General features: G+C 52.8%; 24 protein-coding genes. 15 read left to right on the top strand and 9 right to left on the bottom strand.

Annotated elements, in window-relative coordinates; translation table 11 throughout:
• The first annotated feature begins 87 nt into the window (after window positions 1-87).
• The 4 genes from fabI to IE076_RS17365 are packed head-to-tail and all read left to right on the top strand — an operon-like array spanning window position 88 to window position 5706.
• Entirely contained in the window at window positions 88-852 is a 765-nt protein-coding gene (gene fabI, locus IE076_RS17380) for an enoyl-ACP reductase FabI (protein ID WP_189438061.1), read from the top strand.
• Window positions 853-871: 19 nt separating this feature from the next.
• Window positions 872-3151: a DUF3141 domain-containing protein gene (locus IE076_RS17375; RefSeq protein WP_189438060.1), complete on the top strand. Its 2280-nt coding sequence runs from the start codon at window positions 872-874 to the stop codon at window positions 3149-3151.
• 9 nt (window positions 3152-3160) lie between these two features.
• Entirely contained in the window at window positions 3161-4543 is a 1383-nt protein-coding gene (locus tag IE076_RS17370; RefSeq protein ID WP_189438059.1) for a bifunctional enoyl-CoA hydratase/phosphate acetyltransferase, read from the top strand.
• A complete protein-coding gene (locus IE076_RS17365) occupies window positions 4540-5706 on the top strand; it encodes an acetate/propionate family kinase (protein ID WP_189438058.1) in 1167 nt (388 codons plus the stop codon). The genes IE076_RS17370 and IE076_RS17365 overlap by 4 nt, the downstream gene beginning before the upstream one ends.
• 70 nt (window positions 5707-5776) lie before the next feature.
• Here IE076_RS17365 and IE076_RS17360 read toward each other — a convergent pair whose 3' ends face one another.
• Entirely contained in the window at window positions 5777-6397 is a 621-nt protein-coding gene (locus IE076_RS17360; RefSeq protein ID WP_189438057.1) for a LysE family translocator, read from the bottom strand.
• A gap of 282 nt (window positions 6398-6679) precedes the next feature.
• On the opposite strand from IE076_RS17360, the gene IE076_RS17355 reads away from it, so the two are divergent.
• The 3 genes from IE076_RS17355 to IE076_RS17345 all read left to right on the top strand — a co-directional run bounded on the left by IE076_RS17355 (window position 6680) and on the right by IE076_RS17345 (window position 9054).
• The gene (locus tag IE076_RS17355) at window positions 6680-7180 is read left to right on the top strand and encodes a GNAT family N-acetyltransferase (protein WP_189438056.1); all 501 of its coding nucleotides are present in this window, start codon (window positions 6680-6682) and stop codon (window positions 7178-7180) included.
• A gap of 198 nt (window positions 7181-7378) precedes the next feature.
• On the top strand, window positions 7379-8332 hold the full coding sequence (locus IE076_RS17350; protein ID WP_189438055.1) for a glycosylasparaginase: 954 nt from the start codon (window positions 7379-7381) through the stop codon (window positions 8330-8332).
• The gene (locus IE076_RS17345) at window positions 8329-9054 is read left to right on the top strand and encodes a copper homeostasis protein CutC (RefSeq protein ID WP_189438054.1); all 726 of its coding nucleotides are present in this window, start codon (window positions 8329-8331) and stop codon (window positions 9052-9054) included. Before IE076_RS17350 ends, IE076_RS17345 begins: the two co-directional genes overlap by 4 nt.
• 53 nt (window positions 9055-9107) lie before the next feature.
• On the opposite strand, the gene IE076_RS17340 is transcribed toward IE076_RS17345, so the two are convergent.
• From IE076_RS17340 to IE076_RS17305, 8 genes are all read right to left on the bottom strand, one after another.
• Window positions 9108-10292, bottom strand: a complete 1185-nt coding sequence (locus IE076_RS17340; protein ID WP_209009217.1) for a polysaccharide biosynthesis/export family protein — start codon at window positions 10290-10292, stop codon at window positions 9108-9110.
• A gap of 177 nt (window positions 10293-10469) precedes the next feature.
• Complete coding sequence (locus tag IE076_RS17335) at window positions 10470-10850, bottom strand: RidA family protein (RefSeq protein ID WP_054666733.1); 381 nt, start codon at window positions 10848-10850, stop codon at window positions 10470-10472.
• Window positions 10851-10864: 14 nt separating this feature from the next.
• Window positions 10865-11719, bottom strand: a complete 855-nt coding sequence (gene pdxY / locus IE076_RS17330) for a pyridoxal kinase PdxY (RefSeq protein ID WP_189438053.1) — start codon at window positions 11717-11719, stop codon at window positions 10865-10867.
• A 72-nt stretch (window positions 11720-11791) separates the two neighbouring features.
• Complete coding sequence (gene mtr, locus IE076_RS17325; RefSeq protein WP_189438052.1) at window positions 11792-13069, bottom strand: tryptophan permease; 1278 nt, start codon at window positions 13067-13069, stop codon at window positions 11792-11794.
• Window positions 13070-13149: 80 nt separating this feature from the next.
• Window positions 13150-14550: a tryptophanase gene (locus tag IE076_RS17320; protein WP_189438051.1), complete on the bottom strand. Its 1401-nt coding sequence runs from the start codon at window positions 14548-14550 to the stop codon at window positions 13150-13152.
• Between the two features lie 1116 nt (window positions 14551-15666).
• Entirely contained in the window at window positions 15667-16752 is a 1086-nt protein-coding gene (locus tag IE076_RS17315; protein WP_189438050.1) for a MerR family transcriptional regulator, read from the bottom strand.
• A gap of 359 nt (window positions 16753-17111) precedes the next feature.
• Window positions 17112-17612 carry a P-loop nucleotide/nucleoside kinase family protein gene (locus IE076_RS17310; RefSeq protein WP_189438049.1) on the bottom strand — a complete coding sequence of 167 codons (501 nt, stop codon included), beginning with the start codon at window positions 17610-17612 and terminating at the stop codon, window positions 17112-17114.
• A 410-nt stretch (window positions 17613-18022) separates the two neighbouring features.
• Window positions 18023-18517, bottom strand: a complete 495-nt coding sequence (locus IE076_RS17305) for an Hsp20/alpha crystallin family protein (protein WP_189438048.1) — start codon at window positions 18515-18517, stop codon at window positions 18023-18025.
• A gap of 812 nt (window positions 18518-19329) precedes the next feature.
• Between IE076_RS17305 and IE076_RS17300 the strand changes: the two genes are divergently transcribed.
• Genes IE076_RS17300 through IE076_RS17265 form a run of 8 tightly spaced genes read left to right on the top strand, consistent with a single transcriptional unit; the run spans window position 19330 to window position 24064 of the window.
• A complete protein-coding gene (locus tag IE076_RS17300) occupies window positions 19330-19806 on the top strand; it encodes a group III truncated hemoglobin (RefSeq protein ID WP_209009216.1) in 477 nt (158 codons plus the stop codon).
• Window positions 19803-20267: a hypothetical protein gene (locus tag IE076_RS17295; protein ID WP_189438047.1), complete on the top strand. Its 465-nt coding sequence runs from the start codon at window positions 19803-19805 to the stop codon at window positions 20265-20267. Before IE076_RS17300 ends, IE076_RS17295 begins: the two co-directional genes overlap by 4 nt.
• Window positions 20239-20565, top strand: coding sequence for a TehB-like domain-containing protein (locus IE076_RS17290; protein WP_189438046.1), 327 nt, complete (start codon window positions 20239-20241; stop codon window positions 20563-20565). Before IE076_RS17295 ends, IE076_RS17290 begins: the two co-directional genes overlap by 29 nt.
• A complete protein-coding gene (gene ccoN / locus IE076_RS17285) occupies window positions 20562-22157 on the top strand; it encodes a cytochrome-c oxidase, cbb3-type subunit I (protein WP_189438045.1) in 1596 nt (531 codons plus the stop codon). The genes IE076_RS17290 and ccoN overlap by 4 nt, the downstream gene beginning before the upstream one ends.
• A gap of 6 nt (window positions 22158-22163) precedes the next feature.
• A complete protein-coding gene (gene ccoO, locus IE076_RS17280; RefSeq protein ID WP_189438044.1) occupies window positions 22164-22895 on the top strand; it encodes a cytochrome-c oxidase, cbb3-type subunit II in 732 nt (243 codons plus the stop codon).
• Window positions 22892-23056, top strand: a complete 165-nt coding sequence (locus tag IE076_RS17275; RefSeq protein WP_189438043.1) for a cbb3-type cytochrome oxidase subunit 3 — start codon at window positions 22892-22894, stop codon at window positions 23054-23056. Before ccoO ends, IE076_RS17275 begins: the two co-directional genes overlap by 4 nt.
• Complete coding sequence (gene ccoP / locus IE076_RS17270) at window positions 23047-23913, top strand: cytochrome-c oxidase, cbb3-type subunit III (RefSeq protein ID WP_189438042.1); 867 nt, start codon at window positions 23047-23049, stop codon at window positions 23911-23913. The genes IE076_RS17275 and ccoP overlap by 10 nt, the downstream gene beginning before the upstream one ends.
• Entirely contained in the window at window positions 23900-24064 is a 165-nt protein-coding gene (locus tag IE076_RS17265; RefSeq protein ID WP_189438041.1) for a hypothetical protein, read from the top strand. The genes ccoP and IE076_RS17265 overlap by 14 nt, the downstream gene beginning before the upstream one ends.
• The last annotated feature ends 63 nt before the right edge of the window (window positions 24065-24127 follow it).

Below are 24127 nucleotides of genomic sequence, written 5' to 3'. Positions count from 1 at the left end.
GTTTTCCTTCTCTCCTCTGTATAGCTATTTCTATGCTTGTTGTTTTCCTTTTCAAGAACAGGGTTCAACTAACAGGGTAGTGACCACATGTTTTCATTAAAGGGCAAGAAGGCCCTTATTGTTGGGGTGGCAAACAACCAGTCCATTGCATGGGGATGCGCCAAAGCCATGAAGGCACAGGGCGCAGAACTTGCACTTACATACCTGAATGACAAAGCGAAAAAGCATGTTGCACCTCTGGCAGAAGAAGCTGATGCAGCCATTTTTGCACCGCTCGATGTGACAGATCCGGACCAGATCGATGTCCTTTATGAGAAAATCAATCAGGTCTGGGGATCCCTAGATATTCTGCTGCATTCCATTGCCTATTGCCCACTGGCAGATCTTCATGGCCGTGTGGTCGATTGCTCGGCAGAAGGCTTTTCCATCGCCATGGACATCTCTGTTCACTCCTTCTTACGGCTGATCCGCAAGTCAGAGCTGCTGATGCCTCCCGGCAGCAGCGTTATGACCGTGACATTCCACGGCTCGGAAAAGGTTGTCAGCCATTACAATATTATGGGACCCGTCAAAGCCGCACTGGAAAGCACCACGCGCTATGTAGCGGCAGAACTGGGCCAGAAGGGCATCTCTGTCAATGCGCTCTCGCCTGGTCCATTGGCCACGCGGGCCGCAAGCGGGATTGCCAGTTTCGATGAAATGCTGGCGGATGCAACAGAACGTTCTCCTACTCGCAAACTTGCCAGTATCGAAGATATTGGCGCATATGCGGCCTTTCTGGCCAGCGACGAAGCACGAAACATTACTGGTGTGGTTCACCCCATCGACGGCGGTTACCGCATCATCGGATAGGCAGGCACTGAGGTAGATTATGCAAGTAGAACGCTTTACCAATCAAACTGCCCAGTACTTTGACGCAGTTGAGGAACAGGCCAAGTTTCTGCAGGTCGCCAACGCACGGCGCACAACGCGTCTGATGAATGACTTCCAGAAAAAACAGGAAAAGTCCAGAACCAAGGGTGAAGCACTGGCTGCCTCTTGGGTCCCCTATGACACGCCTAAAAAGCTTATGGATGCCTGGGCGCATTACATAAAAGAATCCAGTGAACGCGCCATCCTGACCATGGATGCCCTGCGCGAAAGCAGTGACAACTACTACGATCATCTGGCCAAGGGTTGTCCGCCGGTTCTGATTTATGATTATGAGGTTATTGTTGAAGGCCGCAATCTTCCGCGCCCTTGTAACTACATGCTCTTAAAGATTATTCCGCCTGAAGGCACTGAGACCTTTGACGATAAGCGCCCCTATGTGATTATTGACCCCCGCGCTGGCCATGGTGCTGGCATTGGCGGATTTAAAAATGACAGTCAGGTAGGTGTTGCCCTGCGCGGTGGACACCCGGTTTATTTCGTCGCCTTCCACCCCATGCCAGAGCCCCATCAGGAAGTTGCTCACGTCACCCATGCGGAGGCAGCTTTCCTGCGTGAAGTCATCGCACGGCACCCAAAAAGCTCAAAACCAGTGGTGGTTGGTAACTGTCAGGGAGGTTGGGCAGCCGCCATTCTCGCAGCCGTCTACCCGGATTTGGTTGGCCCGATTGTGCTCAACGGCGCACCCATGTCCTACTGGAGTGGTACGATGGGGCAAGATCCCATGCGTTACTCCGCCGGACTGACAGGCGGCATCGTGCCAGCGCTCCTTTCTGCTGATCTGGCCAATGGGGTATTTGATGGTGCCAATCTGGTGCAGAATTTCGAGATGCTGAATCCGGGTCGCAACTGGTTCCGCAAGTACTATGACCTTTACACCAATATTGATGGCGACGATGAGCGCTTTCTGGAGTTCCAGAAGTGGTGGAGCGGTTTTTATTACATGACCGAAGAGGAGTTCCGCTGGATTCTGGATAATCTTTTCATTGGCAACAAACTGTCGAAGAACGAGGCATTTCTGGAACCGGGACGTCCCATTGACCTGAAAACCATCAAGTCACCCATCATTGTCTTCTCCTCTTTTGGCGATAACATTACCCCGCCGGATCAGGCGCTCAACTGGATTGCGGACACATATAGCGATGAGTCAGAGATCGAGATCCTGGGCCAGCGCATTTTGTATATGCTGCATGATGCAGTCGGACATCTGGGTATCTTTGTATCCTCTAGTGTTGCAAGGCGTGAACATACGCAGATGGCCTCGACGCTAAAAACCATCGAGTCCCTGCCTCCCGGCCTCTACAAGCTTCAGATTGAGCGGCAGAAGGGCAAAGGCAACGATGCAAAATTTGAGGTGAGTTTTGCCCGCAAAACCATCGATCAGATGCTGGAAGAGACCAGCGAACGCAATGAAGAAAAAGCCTTTGCTGGCGTTGCACGCATGTCCGAGAGTCTGGAAGACATGTATGACAGCACCGTTGGTCCCATGCTGAAAACCATGAACAGTTCGCAAAGCGGTGAAGTGACACGCGGGCTGCACCCCTTGCGGTTGACAAATGGCGCCTTCGCTTCCGCCAATCCTTTCATGTTCTGGCCCACCATGGCGGCGACTGCGGTAAAGCAGAGCCGCAAACCCAACCTTGCCAAAACACCATTCCATTATTGGGAGGAGCTGATGGCAGACCAAATCGAATATGGCTGGGATGCTCTGAAAGATTGGCGTGAAGCATTGATTGAAAACAGCTTCCTCACCTTCTGGGCATCCCCACAGGCCGTAGAATACGGCAAATCGCTGTCCTTCCGTCGACCTAAGGTGCCAATGCAGGATCTGCATAGCCTGACCAGCATCCAGAATGCACTTAAGAAGATCGACAAAGGCGGTGTCGCCGCTGCAATCGTGCGTATCGTGTTCATGATCGCCGATTCCCGGGATGAGGTGCGCAGCGAAAAGCTGGAGCGGTTTAACGAAGTGGTGACCACATGGACTCCCTTCAAATCTATGGACCCGAAAGAGCGCAGTTTCCTCATCCATGATCAAACCTTGATCGTCCGGTTTGAGATGGAAGCTGGCTACAATGCCTTACCCACTTTGCTAAAAACCGAGAAAGAAAAAACTCTTGCCTACAAAGCTCTGATGCATATCATCGGTAAAGAAGAGGACATGCCGCCGAACTCGCTGGAGCTCTGGCGCAGTCTGAAAAAGACGTTCAAATGGGGTTAGGGCAGCGTGATGACGATCACCTACAAGAATACTCCGTACGACAAGATCGAAGTGGGCATGGAAGCGGTCTATGAGCGCACTTGCTCAGCGGATGACTTGTATGTTTCGGCCCATGCCTCAGGCGACCTCAATCCTCTACACCTACCGAAAGAAGATATCGACGGCGACGGAGATTTTGAGGGCGTTGCCCCCTCCCTTTGGGTTGCAAGTCTAATCTCTGCCGTTCTGGGCAATCAACTACCTGGTCCCGGAACGCTCTATAAAAGTCAGAACCTGCGCTTCCTGGGTCGTGCTTACGAAGGCGACCACCTGATTGCTCGGGTCAAGGTGACAGAGAAGCTGTCAGATTACGTGGTGGCATTGCAAACCACTGTGGAGCGTGCCGATGGGCAGATGCTGGTAGAGGGCGAAGCAGAGGTAATTGCGCCGCGCTCCAGCCAAATTGCCAAGGCGGTCAGCTTACCCGGTCTGACCGTACGCAGCCACGAACATTTTGACAGGCTGCTGGAGCGGGCCCGCCCATTACCACCGTTGGTAACCGCAGTTGTCGCACCGGAAGATCGCAAATCACTGGGTGGGGCTTTGTTGGCAGCAGAAAATACATTGATTGAGCCCATCCTGATCGGATCTCAGAGCAAGATTAAAGCTGCTGCTGACCGGATCGGCAAGGATCTGGCGCATCTGCAGATCATCGATATAGAGAGCCATACGCAGGCCGCAGCAACGGCTGTTGCCATGGTTCGCGAGGGCAAGGCGCAATCAATCATGAAAGGACAGTTGCACACTGACGTGCTGCTGGCTCAGATCGTCAAGCGGGATTCTGGTCTGCGCACCGACAACCGGCTCAGCCATGTGTTTGTCATGGACGTGCCGAGCCTTGATCATCTGCTCTTCATAACTGATGCGGCCATCAACATAGCGCCGGATCTGGAAGCCAAGGTAGACATTGTACAAAATGCCATCAATCTGGCGCTGGCCCTTGGCGAGCACCAGCCCAAGGTAGGCATTTTGTCTGCCGTGGAAACGGTGAACACCAAAATTCCATCTAGCATGGACGCGGCCATCCTTTCTAAAATGGCAGAACGCGGCCAGATCAAAGGGGGCATTGTGGATGGCCCGCTGGCCATGGACAATGCCATTGATGTTGATGCGGCCGTGACAAAGGGCATCACCTCTCTGGTTGCAGGCCGGGCCGATGTTTTGGTTGTACCCAATCTGGAATCTGGCAATATGCTGGCCAAGGAGCTGGCCTATGTCGCCCACGCGCAGGTTTGCGGTGTAGTGATGGGTGCACGGTGTCCGGTGATCCTCACGAGCCGCGCTGATGACGATCAGGCACGTCTGATGTCCTGCGCTGTTGCGCTTCTTTACGCTGCGAGCCAGAAAGCATGACATTCTATTTTACGCTCAACACCGGATCGTCTTCCGTCAAGTTCGCTCTGTATAAAGCTATGGAAGAGCCCGAGCTGTTCATCTCCGGCTGTATTGAGCGTCTGGGCCCTTCTGCGCGCTTGAAAATGCAGGCACCTGACGGGGACATCCAGCAAGAGCTGGGGCAGGTTGACCACGCCAGCGCAGTGGTCACTATCTTCGCAAAAGTGGAACCCTACCTGAAAGGCCGCTCTGTAGTGGGCATCGGCCACCGCATCGTCCATGGCGGCAATGCGTTTTACAAACCAACGGAACTGACGACCAATGTGGTGGAGGAGCTGGAACAGTTGGTTCCGCTGGCGCCGCTACACCAACCCTATTCTCTGTCAACCATCCGTGCAGCCAAGCAGGTGTTTCCCGGTGTCTTACAAATCGGCTGTTTTGATACAGCTTTTCATGCCGGCCACACCTTCTCCAATGACGCCTTTGCCATTCCGCGTCGGTTTTATGAGGAAGGCGTACGCCGCTACGGCTTCCACGGCCTTTCCTTTGATTACATCAGCAGCGAGATGCGCCGGGAGTACCCGCATGTGGCGGACGGTCGCCTTGTGATCGCCCATCTGGGCAACGGCGCCTCCATGTGTGCGGTGGAGAATGGTCGCTCCGTCAACGCCAGCACCAGTTTTTCTGCCGTCGATGGCCTGCCCATGGGCACCAGATGCGGGCGGCTCGACCCGGGAGTCATGCTTTACCTGATGCAGGAGAAAAAGCTGCCGGCTGACGAGATCGAGGCCATCATCTATCGCCAAAGCGGGCTCTTGGGGCTGTCGGAGGAATCCTCCGATATGCGTGTGCTGGAGCAGTCCGACGCATTGTTTGCCAAACAGGCCATCAATTATTACTGCTACCAGATCCGCCGGGAAGTGGGGGCCATGGCCGCCAGCCTTAAAGGCATTGATGCATTGGTCTTCAGCGCAGGTATTGGCGAGAACTCAGCACACGTCCGCGCCAAAGTGTGCGAACCACTGGAGTTCCTCGGCATCTCCATCGACCCGGAAAAGAACAAAGCCAACGCACCGGAAATCGGCACAGGCCCAGTGCCCGTCTTCATCATACCCACCAACGAAGAGCAAGTGATTGCCCGCGCCGTTGCACAGGCCTGCACAAAAGCACGACAGTGCTAGGACAGGGCCCGTCGCGAGACCAGATGAATTTTGCGTATCTTCTCCAGAAAACGTTTCGTTCTACTGGAACTCAGGCGGCTGGCGAAGAACGGCGGCTGAGCAAGAGCAGGATGCCGAACACAATCATGCCGCCTCCGGAAACCCGCTGAAACCAATGCTGTTTGTTCGCAGCGAACGCAGCTGCAAAACGCCCGGCAGAGGCGTAGATGATGATGGCGAGAGCCTCCAACGCGATGAACACCGCACCAAGGTAGGCATAGCTTGCCGAATAATTCGCTGTGTCCACGAACTGGGGGAAGAAGGCAGCGAAGATCAGGATTGCTTTGGGGTTGCTCATTGCTACAAGCGCTTCGTTTCGAAAGGCCCTCCAAAGCGTGGGCGCGCGGGAATCGGCGTCTAAGTCCGTCTTCTCCTGCGCAGTTCTGATGAGTTTGATGCCCGTCCAGATGAGATAGGCCGCTCCAATAATCTTGACCACATTGAAAACAAAAGCAGAGGTAGACAACAAGACGCCCAAACCAAGCGCACTAGCTGCAATCATGGGCACAAAAACAACAAGCCTTGCGGTACTCGCAATAAACGAAAAGCCGACGCCCTGTTGCGCTCCATGGGTCATCGCAAGCAGGTTATTGGGGCCAAAAGCAAGATTGAGCGCAAAACACGCCGGAATAAAAACGAGCAAATCAAACATTTGGGAGGCCTTGTGCAATACAGAGTACAAGAATAAGTAAATTCGCGTATTAGTAACAAATACCTATTTCATTGTAGGAAGCAAGAGCAAACGGCTTTGGTCCAGGATGGGGCATCCGCAGGTCCAAGGCTCATTGAACGCCGCATTATCCCATCCTTACTTTGGTAATTCTGGCCATTTGGTCGAATTCAATGGGATCGATCACGCTCAGGGCTGGGACTCGGGGGAACTTCGCGCTAAACTCACGACATTCTTCAGCTGCACGTATGAGTGGGTCCCAATATGTCCGTTCTTTCACCAAATCTGGTTGTCCGCCGCCTGACCATTGATGATTATAAGGATGTGGTCACACTGCTGAATGAGCTGACGGAGGGTATTCCCGTCGCTGCAGGTGAAGAAGGCCGCAAACACTTTGCCGAGTTGTTGGCACATGACGGCACCACGGTTTTCGGCGTGGAACTGTACGACCGCATCGTTTCCTGCGCCACGCTCCATATTCTGCCCAACATGACCTATGGGGGCCGCCCGTATTGCCTCGCAGAGAACGTGGTAACACTGAGAGCCTATCAGGGCAGGGGCTTTGGCCGCATGGTCATGGATACGCTGCGCGATGCGGCATGGGCGGCCAACGCCTACAAGATCATGCTGCTGACTGGACAGGATCGGGGCACCAAAGGTTTTTACGAGAGCCTCGGTTATAAAGCCGATCACAAATACGGCATGGTCCTGCGGCAGGTGCCGCCATATAAACCACCACACGAGACAAACGGCTATACCAACTGAGCCCAATATGAGCCCACAAGTTGTGACACTACCACTTTACGCGGTAAATTCCTTATAGATCACAGCGTGTTGTCTGAATTAAGCTAATCAAATTGCAGCGAATGGGACAGTGCGCGCCGGATTGGTCTCATTGACAAGACGCACGCCTGCACTGAAATGTTGCGGTGAGTTATTCTCAGGCAGGGTAAGAGCGGCACTATGATTGTACTAGGGAATTCTGAAAGCTGGCCCGGCATTGGCACCGCGGCAGAGCACTTGCAAAACGGAGCCCATGGACTGGATGCGCTAGTGCCCGGCCTGTCTCTTGTAGAAGCGGAGACCAAAGTACGCAGTGTCGGTTATGGCGGCTGGCCGAACCTACTGGGAGATATGGAGTTTGACGCCAGCGTGATGGATGGCACCACCCGCGATTACGGGGCGGTGGCCGGGGTGCCGATGACGCTGGAAGTCACCCGTCTGGCAAAAGCTGTTTTAGACAACCTGCCTCACACCATGCTGGTGGGCGAGGGTGCCCGGCGCTATGCTGATGAGCTGGGACTCGCCAAAGATCCTTTTCTGTTGGAGCACAGCAAAAAGGTGTGGTGGCGCAAGCTGGAAGCAGTGATGACACTTGAGCAGAAGGCCGCCTTTCCCAACACAGATCTGGCACCGCTCACCAAAGCTATCACCGATCCTGAAAAAGTGCGGGACACAACCGTCTTCCTTTGCAAGGACAGCCACAACAACATTTGCACCGCCACCTCCACCTCCGGGTGGGCGTGGAAGTATCCGGGTCGTGTGGGCGATTCTCCAATCCCCGGCGCAGGGTTTTATGCCGACAGCCGTTATGGCGCCGCCGCCTGCACCCATACGGGCGAAATGACCATGCGCTGCGGAACCGCACGCACTGTGGTGCTCGCCCTGAGACTGGGCATCTCGCTGGATGATGCACTGCGACTGGCGATCACGGAACTGCAAGAGCTGGAAAGTGGTTATATCGGCGGAGTTGTGATCCACGCCCTTGATGCAATGGGCAAACACCGTGTCGTCAATGTGGGATGCGATGAAGAGATTGTTTACTGGGTGTGGACCGCAGAGCAGGGCACGCCGGAAAAACGCAGGGCAGTCCTTGCAGAAGATTTGCTGAGTGGAAAGGTGGAAGCACTATCATGAAACTGGAAGTATGTGTTGACACCATCGCGGGGCTGAACGCTGCTGTTGCAGGCGGAGCCGACCGGATCGAACTGTGTTCCTGTCTCGCTATGGGCGGGCTGACGCCGTCGGTCGGCCTGATGAAGCTGGCGACTAAAGCGCCAATTCCGGTTTACGCCATGATCCGCCCGCGCGTGGGTGACTTCATCTTTTCCTCGCAGGAAGTCGACCTCATGAAACATGAGATCGATGCTGTCCATAACGCCAAACTGGCGGGTGTGGTTCTAGGCGCAAATCTGCAGACTGGCGGGCTGGACACAAACCTATTGAAGACCCTCATAGAGCACGCAGAAGGCCTTGGCATGACGCTCCACCGTGCGATTGACCTTGCGCCCGATCTTATAGAAGCCACCCACGCTGCGGTGGAGCTGGGCTTTGAACGCATCCTCAGTTCCGGCGGCGCTTTCAAAGCCATCGATGGAATTGAAAACTTGGTTGCAATGCATAAGGCCGCCGCTGGCAGGCTCTCGGTCATGCCGGGTTCAGGTGTGAACGTTCAAACCGCACCCCAAATCCTGCAGGCTGCAGAGTTTACCGAGCTTCATGCGGGCTGCTCAGCACCATATACGCAGGACCAGCGGTTACTGGACTTTGGTTTTGAAAATGCTGGGGCAAAGCAGACCGACGAGCAGCTGGTCAGATCGCTGAAGGCGCTTTTGCAAAATCATTCAGCACGAAAGTAAAACAGCAGCTCCGATCACCGCTATCGTCAACCCAAATGAATCACGAGACAAGCTTAGGGCAAACCAGCCAGTGCAGCACCGGAGCTCATCGTTCCGGTCAGTGGGGACACAAGGATATTGATTACCTTGTTGACTTCAGAGACAGAGGAGTTGGCCACATAGATCACGTCTTTGTCTTTCACTTCAAAGGCTTGCGTCAGAAACATCCCGCTCGCCTCTTTCAGGTTCAGGCGATAGACAACGGGAACGGTAGGAAAGTTAACCGCCTGTTCGTGTGCAGGAAGGAGCGCCATCACCTTGTCCCTGTTCTCAAAGCGGAACAGGAAAACACCCGTTGCATCTGCTGTTCCATCATGTAAGCCCCCCGACATTCCAATGGCCTCAGAGAGGTTTACGCGCGAGGCTGCGAAGTCGAACTTGCGCCGTGCAGCAACTGCGCCAAACACGGTGAAGGATTTCGGCTTGTGAGAGATGGAGACAATATCCTTTGGGCGCAGCCAGATGTTCTTGACGGGTTGATCCGAGATTTCGTCCAGACTGAAGCGGAATTTGCGGTCATTGCGGACAACCGTGACAAACGATTCATAATCAGGGTGACGCGTTCCGCCGGCTTCAGAGATCGCCTCTACGAGGCTTAACCCGTCTTCATGCACGCGATACTGCCCCGGCTTCATTACCTCACCAATGACAATGACCTTGTGCGAACCGTTTGCCTCCAGGTTCACAACCACTTGCGGATCAACGGCCTTGCCCTCCAAGCTCGTCAGGATCTGCTCGCGAACCTCCGAGATACTGCGATTGAGCACATTGATTTCACCGGCGTATGGCACATAAATCTTGCCCTTGTCATCAACCACCAGCGCAAGTTCAGTTTGTTTCTGAGTGGCCGTTGAAAACAACCCATTGGGTATGGATTCCCATATCCCCACCCGAAGCTGATCGCCTAAGCCAACGCGGATTGCACCGGGCGTTCCTTTGCCAACGCGGAATTCTTTAGGAGGTAAGCCCTCTTCATAATTGGAGATGTGCTGAACTGTCGGTACATCCACATCCAACATGACATAGTTAAGCGCATCCACATCACCTTGAGATGTGGCGTTCTCAACCTGATAGGCACTTGGGCCATGTCCCGGAATTTCAGAGCACCCCGCCACCACAAGCAAGAGGGTAGACACAATGATAACTTCCAACCAGCCAGTTATGTTTAAACCTGTTCGCACAGTCAGAGACTGCCGCATTCCAGAGCTCACGAGTAGCCGCTATATTCGCGATTGCTTGTTTTGCGCAGTCTATTTTGAGGTAGGATTCTAAGGGGTAAACTGCGTTTTCTGAGCGCGGTCTGAGGCCACACCGTCACAATACCAGAGGGCAATGCTCGCGTTGGACTGCGAGCATTGCAGGGGAGTTGCAAACCGTTACGGGCAGGCGATCATTTCGATCTCAACCAGCGCATCTTTTGGAAGACGGGCAACTTCCACGCAGGAGCGCGCCGGGAACGGAGCGTTGTTGTCTTCAAAGAACTTGCCGTAAACCTCGTTTACGCGGCCAAAATCGTTGAGGTCTTTCACGAAGACGGTTGTTTTCACGATGTTCTTCGCAGCAAGGCCAGCTTCTTCAACAATCGCCAAACCATTCTTCAGAGACTGAAGGGTCTGGTCGGCAACATCTGCGGGCATCTCACCAGTTTCCGGGTTGATTGGAAGCTGACCGGAGGTGATGATCATCTGGCCAAGGTTTACACCCTGAACATACGGGCCAATCGCTGCAGGGGCTTTGGAGGTATCGATAGCAGTCATTTTTTCTCCTGTTGTTATAGGCTTGTTAGTTCAAACTTTTCAGTTGGTGAGACGAATTCGTCTTGTGCTGCAATTGTTTGCAGCTCCCATTCGCCTTTTTCCTGCGTGGCTTTGAGCACGCCGTAGACCGCGTTGTTACAGTGCTCGAATGCTTCTACTTCAGAAAGTCCATTCAGATAACCAGCGGCAAATACAGATGTGATCAGGTCGCCTACGCCGACTGGCTGGCGCTCAAACGGCAGGTGTGGGCGCTGTGCCAGATGGCTTCCCTGGCCATTGGCAAACATCATGGTGAAGGCATCCTGCGAAACGCTGTGCAAGTGCTTGGCAAGAACCATCTTCGGCCCTTTTGCCATTGCCTTGTCGCAAGCTTCCTGAGCTTGTTCCAGCGTTTCGATTGGTTCTCCGATAAATTGCGAGAGTTCAAATTGGTTGGGCACAATCACATCCGCAATCGGCATCACCTTGCTCACCAAAAGCTCGGCAACCCCTTCACTAACGATGCAGCCTTTGTCAGGCGCGCCCATCACAGGATCACAGAAGTAGAGACAATCGGGATTGTGGCGGCGCACTTCCTGCACAATGTCGACAATCACATCGCAGTGCGAGGGACCGCCTAGGTAGCCGGTTACGATACCATTGATGTGAGAGAGCACATCCAGTTTCGCCAGCCCCTCAAAGATCTCGCTCAGATGGTCCGCAGCATGGGCTTGCCCCGTCCAACCTTGTGGGTGCTGGGTATGGTTGGAAAATTGCACCGTGTTGATGTCCCATACCTCATGCCCCATGCGCTGCATCGGAAAGACCGCGCAACCATTGCCGGCATGCCCGTATGTGACGTGGGATTGGATGGAGAGTATGCCCTTCATTTCAATTTCCTTTGTTGGAAACTGAGGCTCGCCCCCGCGAGCCTCAGCGCAGCACTATGCCTTGCTCGGCGCTTATGGATAGACTGGAAGTGCGTCGAACATTCCAAGGAGGTGGCTTCCGGCAACTAAGATACCGAATCCAAAGATCACCCAGACAAGAGCTTCACCACCCCAGACACGGAACCGGGGATTGCCGAATTTCTTGCGGCTGACCCGAACCATCAAGGCAGGAACAATCGCAGTCCAGATTGTTGCAGCAAGGCCCGCGTACCCGATCGCAATGATGAAGCCATCCGGGTAGAAGACGCCACCAATCAGCGGAGGAACGAAGGTCGCTGCAGCGGTTTTCGCACGACCTGATGTGCTGTCATCAAACTTCAGGAAGTCGGCAAGAAAGTCGAACAGTCCCAGTGAAACGCCCAGGAAGGAGCTGGCCACCGCCATGTTGCCAAACGCGGACAACATGTTGGAGGCGGAGTCGTTTTGCACGGCCCGGCCAAGAGCTTCCACCAGCACGCCGATGTTGCCGCCCTGCTCGATGATCGGACCAAAATCAGCTCGTGAGATGTTGCCCAATGTGGCGAACAGCCAGACAATGTAAAGTACCAGTGCAAGGAAAGTGCCTGTACCAAGGCACAGCAATATCTTCCTTGGCTCCTTGCCATAGTACTTCATCAGGCTTGGCACGTTGTGGTGATAACCGAAGGAGGCCAGACAGAACGGGAGTGCAGCAAACAGATACGGGAAGTAGCTGGCCAGCCCCATACCGCTGCCAGCATCAAAGAAAATCGCGGCCTTCATGTTGAAGGTGTAACCAGTCACGGACATGAAGAACGTGACGATCATACCGCCCAGAAGGATCGTTGTGATGCGGTCAACAGCCTTGGTAGACCACCACACGAAGAATGCCAGACCCAACGCAAAGATCAGCCCGGCCAGCATTTGCGGAAGCTCGACCCCAAGTGTTGCATCCAGTGTGTGAACCACGATAGAGCCGCCGCCGGAAATGTAGGCATAACACAGAATATAGCCGACAAACCCGACCGAGATATTGTTGACGGTATTCCACCCTGTCCCAAGGGTGTCTTTGACCATGGTGTCAAAACTGGAGCCGACCGGATAATTCAGGTTCGTTTCCAAAATCATCAAACCGGAATGCAGCATACAGAACCAGGTAAAGGCCAGCGCGAAAATGGCCCAGATGCTCCACATGCCAGCGCTGACTGTTGGAACGGAAAACATGCCAGCACCGACAGCGGTTCCTGCGATAATCATCGCACCACCCAGAAACGAGGGGCTGGATGTTGCGGTGGCCTTTACTAAACCATCCACTTGTAAACCCTCAGACATTTACTTCTCTCCCGTGAAGTTTTGTTATATCCGTGAGGAAATTGGGGGAGGCACAGAGCCGTGCCTCCCGTGTTGCCAACCTATTTGATTGGCTTCAGACGCGCGGTGAAGTGGCGCAGAACGGGAGGCTCGTACTCAAACTCGAAGCCTTTGATGTCCTTTGCGTTGTTCGCCACATTAATGAGCGCATCGGCGATGTAGTCCATGTGATCGTTGGTGTAGACACGGCGCGGAATCGTCAGACGCATCAGTTCAAGCGGAGACTCTTTCTGCTTTCCGGTTGCAGGATCACGGCCCAATAGGAAGGAACCAATTTCAACTGGTCGCACACCAGATTCCAGATAGAGCGCGTTACACAAGGCTTGCGCAGGAAACTGATCACCTGGGATATGCGGCATGATCTTCTTGGCATCTACAAACACCGCATGACCGCCGGTTGGGTACTGTATCGGCACGCCGCCTTCCACAAGGCGATCACCAAGATACTTCACCTGACCGATGCGGTAATGCAGGAAGTCCTCGTCTGCGCCTTCATGCAGACCACGGGCCAGCGCTTCCATATCACGGCCTGCAAGACCGCCATAGGTGACAAAACCTTCCATCGGCACGCAAAGGGTCTGAACCGCCTGGAACAGCTCTTTTTTCTCACGGATCGCACACATGCCGCCAATGTTGACCAGCGGGTCTTTCTTTGCGGACATGGTGAGCATGTCGCCGTAGGAGTACATTTCACGGATGATCTCAGTGATGGACTTATCCGCGTAGCCTTCCTCACGCTGCTTTATGAAGTAAGCGTTCTCACAGTAACGGGCAGAGTCGATCACAACCGGAATGTCGTATTTCTGGCCGATCTCGTAAACTGCACGCATGTTTGCCATGGAGACAGGCTGACCGCCGGAGCTGTTACAAGTCACAGTCGTGATGATCGCAGTGACGTTCTTGGCGCCATGTTCTGCAATCACAGCTTCCAACTTCTCCAGATCGAAATCACCCTTCCAGTCGTAGTAGGTGGTTGTGTCGTAGGCACGTTCATCCACCACGTTGATCGCCTGGCCACCATTCAGCTCCACGTGAGCGGCTGTGGTGTCGAAGTGATAGTTAGAAATGAAGATGTGCTTGTCAGCGCCGCGGACTTCCCTGGCGCGGCGGATCAAAGCAGGAAACAGGATCTGTTCTGCGCCACGCCCTTGGTGCGTTGGGACCATGTATTCATACCGAAAGAAATGATAGACGGCGTCTTTTAGGTTGTAGAAGTTGCGGGACCCGGCATAGGCTTCATCGCCCAACATCATACCGGCCCACTGCTTGTCAGACATGGCGCCCGTGCCAGAGTCTGTCAGAAGGTCGATGTAAACGTCATCACTCTTGAGCAGGAATGGGTTGTAGCCCGCCTCAGCCAATGCCTTCTCGCGGTCCGCGAAGTTCGTCATCTTAAGTGGCTCAACCATTTTGATGCGGAACGGCTCAGGGATACGTTTCATTGTGTTAGTCCTTGCATACTATATTTACTGCGCATTCTTCTTCCAACAACCGGTTCCCACCTTTGGGAATACGCAGCTGCACACAGGCTGGGTCGCTCTCCAGCCATTGGCGCGAAAGTTTCAAGTGCCTGAAATTGCAGGCGTTTGAATGTGGAATTGACTTGTTGCGGCAGCAGTCACCGAAACTGAATGAATGACGCAGTCGACCTGATTTCTGTCCACGACAGGCCAAGTAAAACTGCCCAATAAAACACAAGGCTGGATGCACTTACCCTATGGCTTCAAGTAGACTGAGCGTCGTTCATTTAATTTTCAAAGGGACTGATGGGCCTGTAGGCTTATACGCACATGCGAGGAAAGTCATAAGCAAGACGAACATCTTGCGTATACCATGCCAAGCTTTCTTTATTGTGATACTGAAGAACCAGCAGTGACCGGCTCATGGCCTAATCCTCATCTTTACTGCATATCATCTGATAGCACAGTCATATGAAACCACATTCAGTTGTGTGTCAAGCGGCTATTCTTCCCCGTTGCTACGTGATATTCCATAGAAAAAGTATCTATAAAAGTATAGGATTAAGCAGGAAGCTTCATAAAGTATATTTATTGACTATATTAAGTATAAAAGTACATCGTTTCTTCTGTACTGCTGATTGAGCATGCTTATTTCCGCTGTTGCGGGCGGAAATCACATGAAATTAGAGAATGAAAATGGCTCGGCATGACGTACTCACGCAGTTTTCCTCCATATATCTCGCAAATCCGAAGGAAAATTGCACGCACATACACCTACCTCCCTTTTCAAACGTACAGCAGCCCTCCGTCGACGGTTGATAACTTTTTCGCAGTGAGTAGATAAACTTGCAGCAACTTCACCAGCAGGCCCAGTGACCATGTATACACTCGATCAAAACTGCGCTGAGAAGGCTGTTTATCGGCACATTCTAATGCTCAGGCGTCAGGTTCTATGATCGATTGATGCTTGCAACCCAAATGAATCCAAGGCCGCTTTGAGGAGAGTGGTACTTTCTGAGAAGATCATACGGCTGCCCAAAAAGGAAGCGAACCGATTGCCGGAACCATCTTTGGTAACTGGCAATCGGTCGGGACTAATTACAGTATTGGTCGAAAATATAGGTAGCTCATCAAACCCCTATGAGTGAGAGCAAAATTCCATTCGATTTTTGAATTCTCAAAGACTGCATCATAAACATCTGAGCCATTCTGGGAAACGCCTTTGAATGAAAGCTGCTTTAGTTTACCTGCCTCCTCCAACTGTACCTGAATGGAGCCTTTCTGCTCTTCCAAGAGTTCCGCCACTGCTGGCGCCATCTTACTGAGGTCAGGTTCCCGTTTCGAAAGCTCTTCGATCACTCGGCACAACAGAGTTGCTCCGCCGGGAATGGGCTTCTGCTCATTAATTCGATGTTGATCCTCTTTTTCAATCTGCAATGCCTGCTTCAAGTCAGCTCGAAGTGCTTGATCCACGAAGCCACTTTGATGGTGCTTTAAGTACTTCACCTTTTGGCTTTCATCGCGCTCGAATGTTATCTGTACAGGCAGTACCTTCATAAAGAATTTGGCCTCGGTCTCCGGAAAGATCTCATTATCCGCCCCTCCAACAATCCGGTAGAAGATCCGCCCATCACGATGGGACACGATAGAGAACGTTCCATCATCTGTTTCGTAAGCTCCGGCATAATCATCATATAATGCAGGATCTACTGCAATTTCGGTTCGCGGGCGCATCTGCTCGTAGCGACGCCAGGCCACGTTATCTCTCGACGGCTCAGCCATATTTGTTTCCCTCATGAGTGTCATCAGATCATCAATCGTTGCAGGAGTTCCCAGACGCATTTTGTCCTGCAAAGCTTCCACCACAGTCAGCCCTCGCTCCGCCCGATGTTTTGTGTCCATCAAAGCATCTCGCTGCAGAATAAGAGTTTGAGCAAGATCGGTGGGTTGATCACACAAAAGCCCCGAAATACTTCGAAGACTGAGCCCAATAGATTTAAGGGCCAGAATCTCATTCAGTCGGGCGATGTCATCGTTTCCGTAGAGACGCCAACGTTTGGACGTGCGACGAGGAGAGATTAAGCCATGTTTCTCGTAGAGCCGAAGCGCACGGATACTTAGGCCAGTTCGGTCGGCGCATTCCTTTGCGGTTAGTAAAGCTTCATCCGGGCAATGTCTGTTCATTGAAAACTCCTTCGGGAATCTTCATTACGCTATGACCTATGGTCCGGCTCAAGAGAAAAATGACGCCGCGAAAATCTCAATCAACACTGGATCCAGAATTGCCGCCACAGCGCCCATCACTGCGGCTCAACTCAAGTGATTTATTATCTGCATTCCTTGGGTGCGTGTGTTACCTGCTGTGGTAATTCCGAGCTCTCTTGCAATATCCTTGAGGGCATCTTTCGTGACAGCAAAGGGCTTGCCATACTCATCCAGAACTTTAACGGTGCCATTCTCATAGCGCCGAATTTTTTTATTCTTGAATGAAACCGAGGTTTAATACTTCAGCGCTACCGCCTTACCTCCCTGCCACCGTTACATCAGGCAGCCTCCACCTCATGGATAAAAACGTTGAAACCCTCGTCCTTCGAAGGCGCCTGAAAGTGCTTTGTAAACTGGTCAAATTGCTCTTCAGTCACCGTAAACTGGTGCTTGCCAGACTTGTTGCGCGCCCAAAGGCGCTCCTTGCAGACCTCATCCGGAATATCGAGAAAATGCAGTTCGTGAGTTGCATTCGCCGCCTTATAAAGGTTTTGTAACCACAGGCGGTCACGTGCCGTATTGGCCGGAAAATCCAGAGCAACAGACACACCTTGCTGAAGCAATGTCACAATATGCGGACCCAGCGCTTGTTTTAGGCGGGATGAATACTTCACAAAGTCTTCCAGTGTCTTCAATTCTCCCGGAAAGAGCGTCGCAAGCCATTCATCCTGGTCGATCAGAACCGCGTCATGTTCTTTGACTTGATGCGCCAGCAAGGTGGACTTACCAGAGGCAATCTTGCCACACACCAGTAGCAGCTTTGTTTCTTTAGCAGTCATGATCGCTCCGTTATTGGACAAGCTGAGGTAGCATTCCATTGCCCCAATCAATGTAAGGCAGCACCAACTGAACGACCCCACCTTTCAATTCTGCCCTAATCTCGTTGTCTTGAGCAAGTGCCTTCGCAGTTTGCAAAGGCAGGGCCCCGATCAACCCCTGATTTCTCGATGGCCTGATCCTTACTCGGGGCCAATTAATAAAACCAGACAGCGACGAATGGGAGGTGTATGGAGTTAGGTTCGGCACTCAGCTGTCCAGATAAGCAAGTCCACGTCACCGCACGAACACCCCATCTTGAACTCGACGCACCAAGGCTAAACCGTGCGGAGAGCAAGGATTGCTCGCCTGCCGGTTCTCTAAATTAAAGCGGCCAAGGCCCCGGATATTGGGACCCTGGCCGGAAAGCGAGTTATTTGATTTCGAGTTTCTTCGCCTGTTTCACTGCTTCTGTTTTCTTGGGAATTTCAATTCGAAGCAGGCCTTTGTCAAAGCTGGCATTCGCTTTGTCTGCATTGACAGTTTCGGGTAAGGCGATAGTCCTCTGGTAAGCCCCCGAATACCTTTCGCGGTGAACGAAGTTCTCACTCTTAGTTTCCTTGGTATCTTCTTTATGGCCTTTGATCGTGAGGTAACTGTCCGTAATCGTTACATCAACGTCATCCTGAGTGAGACCGGGTAATTCGGCTTCAATCTTAAAGCCTTTATCATCTTCGATGATATCCACCGCAGGCGCCAGCATATGTTCTTTTGCCAGCGCTGAGGGGAAGTTCGGCATGTCGGGGAATCCGTTATTGAAGAAGTCATCAAACACCCGATTTATCTCACCTTGAAGAGAAGAAAACGGTGTTCTTTCCTTACGGATATTCAGGTTATTGGAACGTTGCCAGGGAAGAATATTAACCATCTCAATACTCCTTCTCATCACTATGACCTGACTAGCATGCAGGCTATTCCTAGCACCCGGATATTACCGCAAAACCCGATTTTTCTTCAAGCTATACGTGGCCATTTGTCCTGTTTTCAGCTCAGAAATTTCCGTTAGGTCACGACCTGTTCTGAGCCATGCAAAATCGTGCAATACACGCACAAGCTTAAGACAGTCGAAGCTGACCGGCCTCTCGTTTGGCGAGTAGTATTTGGCGAAGCTATCTGTGATATTTGTGGGGTCTAACCCGCATGCCTATGGACTTTCACGGATAAGAAATCTATATCCGCGAACCACTTCTGACGGGAATGGTCGCGAGATGCTGTCCCATGGCATCTGGATCTGGTCCTCCTCAGAGCTCCCCCGCAAACCAACAGTTAAAAGAAGAAACTCAACCGCAGATCACGACGGCTGTCCGAAAGAACCGAATAACGCGTAAGGGCCACCAACGTTGCAGCTGATGACCGGGCTTAAACACCCGCCAAAGCGGTTGCATTTTTGATCTGCGTCAATCTGTCCCAAACCGATTTCCATTGCGCCCGACCGACAAGGAGGGGGTGCGCTTGGCGTGGGAGTTCGTGCTCTGAAAGTGCCGGAAAACTGCGCATCCAAAACAAGTAGTCGACCTATATTGAAAGATCATTCTGTCACACCTTGTGCGGATTGCACTTGGGAAAACTTCGAGAAAACAGAGTCCAACGCTGGTTATTAGAATTATTTTTATTCAACGATTTGATTAAAAGATCGATCTCAGATATATGATTTAGCGTATTAAAGAGGTTGCAAAAACAATGGGTCAGCTGCAAATCATTGATGGAAAACCGGTGAAGGTTGTAGACGCGCGCACCTCACCCGAAGCACTTGAGCGCAGGCTTAAGCACCAGTCTGCGGTTCTGGAAATCGGCATCACTCCGGAGGTGCTTGATGAGATTGTCGAAGAGTTTTACACGCGCGTGAAGGCACACCCAATTCTTGCGCCGCTCTTCGATGAACCGATTGGCGACCGGTGGCCAGAGCACCTTGCAAAAATGAAGTCGTTTTGGACCTCGGTTGCGCTGAATTCCGGCACCTACTCCGGAAAGCCAGTCCCTGTGCATCAGGAGCTGATATCCGTCGAACCATGGCATTTCGAGCTCTGGCTTGACCTGTTCAAACAGACTGTTCGCGACACGACCAAATCCGACGAGGCAACAGACTTTCTGATGTTCCGCGCAGAGCGCATCGCCGGAAGGTTGCAAATGGCAATGTTCGGAGGCGTGGGCCTATGAAGAAGTATTCCTTTCTTCTTGCCTCGCTCTGGGCTGGCGTCGTTCTCGGCGGTTCTCTGATCGTCGCCCCGGCGAAATTTCAGGTTCCCTCACTGACCATCCCTCAGTTATTGGAGGTGGGACAGGTTCAGTTTTACTGGATTGGAAACGCTGAGATACTCTTCGCAGCTCTCCTGACCCTACCTCTTCTATACCCGCCTATCCGAGCGCAGTTCTCCATTTTGGTGAAAGGCTTTTTGCTGCTCGCCCTGACTGCGCTGATTGTTCAGCAAGGCTATCTCATGCCTTTGCTCAATGTACGCACAGAAGCAACCATTGCAGGTGAACCCGTCGGGCCCAGCCACTTGCATCTAGTCTTCGTCGGCATCGAGATCTTAAAGATCCTCGCGCTGATCGCTTCGTGCATTTTTCTCAAACTCGAGGAGGAGTCCCATGCCACTCCTAGATCTAAAACTTCCTGACGGTGTTGTGAAATACAGCACCACCAAGGAGTTTTCCGAGGGAAGCTTTCCCAAAGCCCTTGAACGGGATCATTCGACCAAGCCTGGCGTCTGGGGTGTCCTTTGTGTGACCTCTGGCTCTGTTGTTTTTCATGACGTGAAGCTCAACGAGACCCGTGAGATCCAAACTGGTGAGAAGCAGGTCATCCTGCCAGAGACCTTGCACAGCGCACGCGCTAGCAAGGATGCAAGGTTCTTTGTTGAATTTTATTCAGCAAATCAAGAGCAGCCGAAAGGTGCTGCCGAGGAGGGGGCATGACCGAGAGGTTCTTTTCGTTCCTTGTGGTAATCCCAATTCTGGCTCTAGGAATTGCAATCACCAGCTTTGGTAAGGATACCGGTTATGTGGCACATGGCTGGATCATTGTTGCATTCAGCATTTTTGCGGTTAAGCGGCTGATCAATGACTGGGGCACCGCCAAGTCTGAGAAGACTCTGACCTACAATGATGATGTCGTTAAGATTGGCATCATTGCTGCCGTGACCTGGGCCATCATTGGTTTCGTTGCTGGCGATATTCTGGCATGGCAGCTGGCAATTCCGTCCCTCAACGCTGATACGAGCTGGTCCAACTTTGGCCGCTTGCGCCCCATCCACACGACCTGTGTTCTCTTCGGGTTTGCTGGCAACGCTCTGATCGCGACCTCTTTCTATGTTGTGCAGCGAACATCAAAAGCAAGGCTGGCTGGCAAAACCATGCCTTGGATGGTGATGCTCTATTACAACCTGTTCGTCACGCTTGCGGTGACCGGCTACCCACTTGGCATTACCCAGTCTCGCGAATATGCCGAGCCTGAGTGGTATGCCGACCTGATCCTGCTTGTGATCTGGATCGCTTACCTCGTCACTTACCTGCGCACGTTGGCACGCCGTGCAGAGCCGCACATCTACGTGGCGAACTGGTATTACCTCGCGTTTATCGTGGTGATCGCCGTGTTGCATCTGGTGAACAACCTTGCAGTTCCTGTCTCCATCTCTTCACCGCAGAGCTACTCCCTGTTCTCCGGTGTTCAAGATGCGATGACCCAATGGTGGTACGGGCACAACTCAGCCGGGTTCCTGCTCACCGCCGGCTTCCTCGGAATGCTCTACTACTTCCTGCCTAAAGCGGCGGATCGGCCAATCTATTCCTACCGCATGTCGATCATTGGTTTCTGGGGCATTACTTTCCTTTATCTGTGGGTCGGGTCACACCACCTCCACTACACCGCACTGCCGGAATGGGTACAGGTTCTTGGTATGACCATGTCGGTTGTTCTTCTGGTGCCAAGTTGGGCGAGTGTGTTTAACGGTCTGTTCACGCTCAACGGCGCTTGGGATAAGGTCCGCACAGATCCTGCAATTCGCTTCATGATGGTTGCGGTCCTGTTTTACGGACTGGCTACCTTTGAAGGGTCATTCATGGCGCTGAAGCCTGTGAATGCGCTGAGCCACTACACAGACTGGACCGTAGGACACGTACACGCCGGGGCTCTCGGGTGGGTTGCCTTCCTGACTTTCGGAGCAATGTACAAGCTCGTCCCGTGGGTGTGGCAGCGCGAAGAGATCTATTCGGTCAAGCTGGCATCGATTCACTTCTGGGTCGCACTTCTGGGCACGTTTATCTACGTCGGCTCTATGTGGAACAGCGGCATCACCCAATCTTTGATGTGGCAGACCTATGATGGCGACGGCAACTTTGTCTATGCGTTCATCGACACCGTGATCGCGATGAAGCCTTACTACTGGGCTCGTGCCATCGGCGGACTGCTCTTCCTCATCGGTGGCTGCCTGCTTGCCTTCAACATTTACATGACCGTTCAGGGGCCGCGCGCGCGGGCCGGGAACGCGGTTGCAGTGCCTGCGGAGTAATACGTCATGTCTTTTTCTCACCAAAAGCTAGAACGGACGGCCATTGGCTTTACCCTGATGATCCTGCTTGTGGCATCAATCGGCGGGATAGTGGAAATTGCGCCGTTGTTCACAATCGACAACACAGTTGAAGAGGTGGAGGGCGTACGGCCCTACACCCCGCTGGAGCAAGCCGGGCGCGACATCTACATCCGCGAAGGATGTTATGCGTGCCACAGCCAGATGATCCGGACAATGCGAACAGATGTGGAGCGTTATGGCTATTTCAGCCTCGCTGCTGAGAGCAAGTTCGACCATCCCTTCCAGTGGGGCTCAAAACGAACAGGGCCTGACCTTGCCCGTATTGGTGGCAAGTACTCCGATGATTGGCATGTCGCACACATGAATGAACCGCGCAAAGTGGTGAAAGGTTCTGTCATGCCGGGCTATCCATTCCTCGCAAAAACACCACTTGATACCGACGGTTTGCCTGACAAGTTGACGGCTCTAGCACGTGTAGGTGTCCCGTATTCGGCCGACCAGATCAAAGACGCTGCGCTGGATGCAACCAGACAAGCAGATCCGGATGCAGAATATGAAACCGAGCTTCAGGAGCGTTACGGCGAGAACGTTCAGGTCCGGAACTTCGATGGCAATCCCGAGATGGTGAGTGAGCTTGATGCTCTGGTCGCTTACCTGCAGATGCTGGGAACGCTGGTCGATACTGACGAACTCTCAAAAGAGGAGGTACTGCGATGAGCCAGGATGCAGGGCTTGTGTTTTTAAAAACCTGGGGCGCGCTCTATCTCCTCGCGTTTTTCATCGGGATGACTGTTTGGACCTATTGGCCGAGCCGCAAAAAAGGGCTGGAAGGAGCCTCAAGAATACCGCTAGATAATGGGGATAAGCCATGCAGATAGAGCATGACGAGGTGTCAGGCCAAAAAACAACCGGCCATGAATGGGACGGAATCAAAGAGCTTGATACGCCGGTGCCCAAGTGGGCCAAATGGGCCTACATCATCACTTCACTCGTCGCCCTCGGTGGATGGATTCTTTACCCCGCTATTCCTTTGGGATCAGACTTCACCCGCGGGCTATTCGGCACAACCTCCAGAGCCAACGTTCTGGAGGCGGTGAAGGAAGCTGAAGTCGTCCGCGAAAAAGATGAGGCTGACCTTATTGACGGTGATCTTTACGATCTGGTGGATGATCCGACCATTCGTGCAAAGTATGAGAGCGCCGCTCGGGTTCTGTTTACCGACAACTGTGCGGCCTGCCATGGACGCGATTTAAAGGGCCAAACCGGCTTCCCGAACCTGGTGGATGACAGCTGGCTCTTTGGTGACGATCTGGACGAAATAGAGTGGACCATTCGTTATGGCATCAACGCCAACAACGATGATACCCGCTACAGCGAAATGCCAGCCTTTGGACGCGATGAAATGCTTGAACAGGCTGACATCAAGAACGTTGCTGAGTATGTGCTGTCTCTCTCCGGCGCTGAACATGACGCCACACTCGCCAAGGCTGGCTCTGAAGTGTTCGAGAATGAATGCTCCGCATGCCACGGCGAAACAGGCGAAGGCGTTGGAATTGGTGCTCCTAACCTGACTGATTCATTCTGGATCTACGGCGGCACGCGCAAAGACATTCTCGAAACTCTTGAGAATGGCCGGGCAGGGCATATGCCAAGCTGGGACAAGCGCCTGAAGGACGCCGACATCAAGAAGCTGGTTCTTTATCTGAACTGGAGCAAGGACAATGGAGAAGACTGAGACTGACCGGCGGTTTCGAAACATCATTTATGGGTTGCTCGTCTTACTGGTCGCCGCCTACGGCATCTACAAGTATCAGATGGTCGCCATGGCCTTTGAGCACTGGGACGTCGAGCAAATCAGCGGTCCAAAGGGACTGGCCGCAAAATAAGCCGGTCACAGCGGCAATGGGAGCTTCTTACAGCTACCAGACGCCCTGACCACCAATGAACGC

It is taken from the genome of Pseudovibrio japonicus (assembly GCF_014651595.1).
GTDB lineage: Bacteria > Pseudomonadota > Alphaproteobacteria > Rhizobiales > Stappiaceae > Pseudovibrio > Pseudovibrio japonicus.
Note: the sequence above shows the minus strand (reverse complement) of the source record. Positions and strands in the feature narration are given on the sequence as shown.